At 73.7% G+C, this 4,353-nt stretch carries 3 protein-coding genes; all 3 read left to right on the forward strand.

What is annotated here, in order from left to right:
- On the forward strand, positions 1-1,271 hold a 1,271-nt coding region (locus TA90_RS08100), incomplete at its 5' end, for a sensor histidine kinase (RefSeq protein ID WP_052450662.1).
- Between the two features lie 455 nt (positions 1,272-1,726).
- A complete protein-coding gene (locus TA90_RS15775) occupies positions 1,727-3,886 on the forward strand; it encodes an ArnT family glycosyltransferase (protein ID WP_147513432.1) in 2,160 nt (719 codons plus the stop codon).
- 233 nt (positions 3,887-4,119) lie between these two features.
- Positions 4,120-4,353, forward strand: a 234-nt coding sequence (locus TA90_RS08110) for an amino acid kinase family protein (protein ID WP_043535707.1), incomplete at its 3' end; no start/stop codon positions are given.

Consider the following 4,353-nt stretch of genomic DNA (forward strand, 5'->3'; position numbering starts at 1 on the left):
AGGGCGAGGACGAGGGCCAGAGCGGGTCGGGGGGAACACCCTCCGGTCTGGACGGTCCCGGCTCCGACGAGGGATCCCTCCAACTCGTGAGTTGGGACGGGACCACGATCTCCGGGGTGGTGCAGGACTACGAGGTCGTCGCCCTCGACGAGGACGCCCAGGCCACCCTGCTCCAGGTCCGGGCCGACGGGCACGGCCACACCGTCAACCTCGACGGTGTGGGACGCTTCCGCGTCGTCGCCGCCGACACGGACAGCGGTCGCGTGGTCATCGGGCAGTCCATGGCACGCACGGGCCGCACCCTGGTCACCCTCCTGTGGATCGCGGGTCTCATCGCACTGGTCATCGCCTCCCTCGCGGCGTTTACCGGGCGCCGATGGCTCGTGCGCGAACTGGCGCCACTGGCCGGCGTCGCATCCACCGCGCGGAGCATCGCCGCCCTGGACCTGGGGAGCACCCGCATCGAGCCGCTCGAGCACGTCGACCCCTCCCTGGTCGAGACGGGAACCGAGATCGGTGACGTCGGCCTGGCCCTCAACACGATGATCGACAACGTCGAGTCCGCCCTGCGTGAGCGCCTGCGCTCCGAGCAGCGCCTGCGCCAGTTCGTCGCCGATGCGTCCCACGAGCTGCGCACCCCGCTCGCCTCCATCCAGGGCTACACGCAGTTGCTGCAACAGGGCTCCGTCGACCCCGAGCTGGCGCTCTCGCGCATCGGTTCGGAGTCCAGGAGGATGTCCGGTCTGGTGGAGGACATGCTCCTCCTCGCACGCCTCGACGCCGGGAGGGAACTCCAGTCGGTCCCGGTGGACGTGGTGCCCCTGGTGGTCGACGCCGTCTCGGACGCCCACGCCGCCGGTCCCGACCACGAGTGGTCCCTCGAGATCGACGAGGACGCCTCCGCGACCTGCGTCGTGGTCGGTGACGAGTACGCCCTGCGCCAGGTGCTGGCGAACCTCCTCAACAACGCCCGTGTCCACACCCCGGCGGGGACGCACGTGGTCGTCGGGGTGCACGCCGAGCCCGCCGGGTCGGTGACCGTGACCGTGGCCGACGACGGCCCCGGGATCCCCGAGGACCTCCGCGGTCAGGTCTTCGACCGCTTCGTCCGCGGCGACACGTCCCGCACCCGCAGCGGGGCGGGCAGCTCGGGACTGGGGTTGTCCATCGTCTCCTCGATCGCCGCCTCGCTCGGTGGACACGTCGACCTGGAGACCTCGGAGCGCGGGACCACCTTCCGGGTGGTGCTGCCGCGGACCACCCAGGCCTGAGTCCACCGGTCGGGGTCCGCGGAACGGGCCCGATCCCCACAGCTGTGGCATAGGTCCGCCACAGGGCCGTCCTTCGGAGCGCCGCGACAGTGGGGGCATGACCTCCCAGAGCAGAGTTGTGCCCGTACCGACGGAGCCGGAGGGGACCCGCGGGTCCCTCCGGCGCACCGGTGCGGGAGGCGGTGCTGCGGGGGTCGGTGCCGCAGGAGACACCGCCGCAGGTGCGCGCACTTCAGGTGTCGACGCCGCAGGAGCCGGTCCCGCAGCTGCGGGGGGTCGACTCGACGGACTCGCCCGGAGGTCCCGCACCCTCGGGTCGGTGGTGCGGGCCGCATCCTGGTCCGCTGCCCTCCTGCGCTGCCTGCTGGCCGGTGACACGGGGGTGGACCTCGCCCCGCGAGCGGGAACGAGGGCGGCCGGGGGCTCCCGAGCCGGCCAGACCGACGGGACCGCCGATGCCGGCGGGGACCCACACGGATGCCGACGTGGTCCTGCGCGACGCGGATGAGACCGTGACCGTCCCGGGTGTGACCGTACGGGACGGGATCCGGGCCGGTGGGACTCCCGTCTCCCCGGCTCTCACCGACGCGCCTGCCCCGTCTCCCGTCTCCTCGGCCTCCGTAGGAGCGAGTTCCCCGCCTCCCGCCCTTGCGGGCGCGGGAACCCGGCGAGCCGGGGAGCGGGCACCGGGGCAGGTGCCGCAGCTGGCGACCCTCGTCCGTGCCGCCGTCGCGCGCCCTGAGGTCGTCGTCCTCCTGGGCGCTGCCTCCCTGCTGTACCTGCTGGGACTGTCGGCGTCAGGGTGGGCGGACACGACCCTGTCGGCCGCGGCCCAGGCGGGGTCGCAGTCGTGGTGGGCACTGCTGTGGGGGTCCTCCGACCTGTCGGCGTCGGTCACGGTGGGGGTCACCCCCTTGCCGATCTGGGTGATGGCGCCGTCGGTGAGGTTGCTCGGGCTGAGCCCGTGGGCGGTCCTGCTGCCCCAGGCCGTCATGGGTGTGGCGACGGTGTGGGTGGTGTGGGCCTGCGTCCACCGGTTCGGAGGGCGGTGGCCCGCCTTCTGGGCAGGTCTCGCCGTGGCCGCCACTCCGATCGGTGTGGCCACCTTCCGGGGCAACGGTCCCGGTGCCGCCCTCGTCCTCCTGCTGGTGCTCACCCTGTGGTCCGGCCTGCGCGGAGCTGCGCAGGGGGGCGTGGGCTGGGTCCTGGTCACCGGTCTCCTGCTCGGCATGGTCCACCTCAGTGGGCACCCCGGTGTCGTGCTCGTCCTGCCGGCAGTGGTGCTCGTCCAGCTGCTGGTGGCCCCCGGGTCGCTCGCCCGCAGGGGTGGGCGGGTGCTGCTCATGGTCGCAGTCGCCATCGTGTGCGGGGGGTGGTGGGGTCTGCTCACGGTCCTGGTCCCCTCGGGCTCGCGTCCGTGGCTGGGTGGGTCCGCGACGGACTCGCTCCTCGACGTGGCCGGCTCCGCCACGACGGGGAGCGGAGGAACGGAGGCCGCTCTCCACCGACTGGTGGAGGTCCTCGGGACGTCGTCCGGCGGGTCATGGCTGCTCCCGGCCGCGGTGGTGTTGGCGGCCTCGGGCCTGTGGTCACTGCGGGGCCGCCCCCGGCGCGACATGACCCGGGCCGCCCTGCTCGCCGCCGTCACGTGGGTGCTCACCACCCTGGTCGTCGTGGCCCTCGACGCGCGGGGGGCGACCGGCGGTGCTGGCGTGCTCCTGGGCGTGCCCATCGCCCTCACGGCCGCTCTGGGATGGGCGGCCACGGCCACGGCCACGACGACGGTGATGACCACGGCCACGACGACGGTGACGACCACGACGGCCGCAGCCGGAGCCACGACCAGAACCACGGCCGCCGGTCGGCGCTCGGCACGGGACCTCCGACGGGTGGAGGCGCTCGCGGTGGCGATGACGGCGGCGTGGTCGGTCCTGCTGCTGCTCCGCGGAGGCCAGGGTCGACCCGTCCTGGTCGCGGGGATCGCCCTGGCCGGAGCGGTCGCGGTGTGTCTCCTCCTCGTGCCGGCCCCGGGCAGGGGCGCGGATCCGCTCCGCTCCTCGGCGCCGGGTGGGGGTCGCCGGGTCCTGGCGGGGGCCGTGCTGTGTGCAAGCGCCCTCGCCTGCCTCGCGGGTCCCGCTGTCCTGGCCGTGGGAGCTGTTGGGACCCCGGTGGGTCCGACGGCACCCGTGTCCTCGTCCTCTGCGGCCGAGGGGACGACGGGGTCGTCCTCGTCCGCGATCCCCGCCACCGCGTCGCCCTCGTCGGCCTCGCCCTCGGCGGCCCTGCTCTCCACCCTCCTGACCGATGCCCGCGACCACGAGTGGGCGGCGGCGACCGTCGGGACTGCCTACGCCGGTCAGCTCCAGCTCGCCCTGGGCAGTGCCGTGATGCCGGTGGGTGGCCCAGCTGGCACCACCCCCGTCCCCTCGCTCAGCGCGTTCCAGGAGATGGTCTCCGCGGGGAGGATCCACTACTGGGTCGTGCCCCCGACCGGTTCGGAGCCGGAGGGACAGGCGGATCTGTCGGGGGAGACCGACGAGATCAGCCGCTGGGTGGAGTCGACGTTCACCCCCCGCGACGTGTCCGGGGTGACGGTCTACGAGCTGACGGGTTGAGCGCCCGGGCGGACGCCGGGCGGTGGGATCTGCGGGGACGGGCGGATCGGGGCCGAGGAGCTGTGGGACAGGGGGCGGGGCCCGGTCGGGAGGAGTGGTCCCCGACCGGGCCCGTGGGTCGTGGCTCACAGTGATGTCATCTGCGCCCGTATCCCGGTCAGGACGCGCTGATTCCGGGCGACTCCCTAGGATTGGCTGCGACTCGCGCACCGGGCGGGGTCGGGGGAGGACCCGTGGCACTGATCGTGCAGAAGTACGGCGGTTCATCGGTGGCCGATGTGGAGGCCATGAAGCGTGTCGCCAGGCGCGTGGTCGAGACCCGCAACGCCGGACACCAGGTGGTGGTCGTGGTCTCCGCCATGGGCGACACGACCGACGACCTCCTCGACACGGCCGCACAGATCACGGACCGGGCACCCGACCGCGAGATGGACATCCTCCTGACGGCGGGGGAGCGCATCTCCATG

The sequence above is a fragment of the Actinomyces polynesiensis genome, assembly GCF_000820725.1.
Lineage (GTDB): Bacteria > Actinomycetota > Actinomycetes > Actinomycetales > Actinomycetaceae > Pauljensenia > Pauljensenia polynesiensis.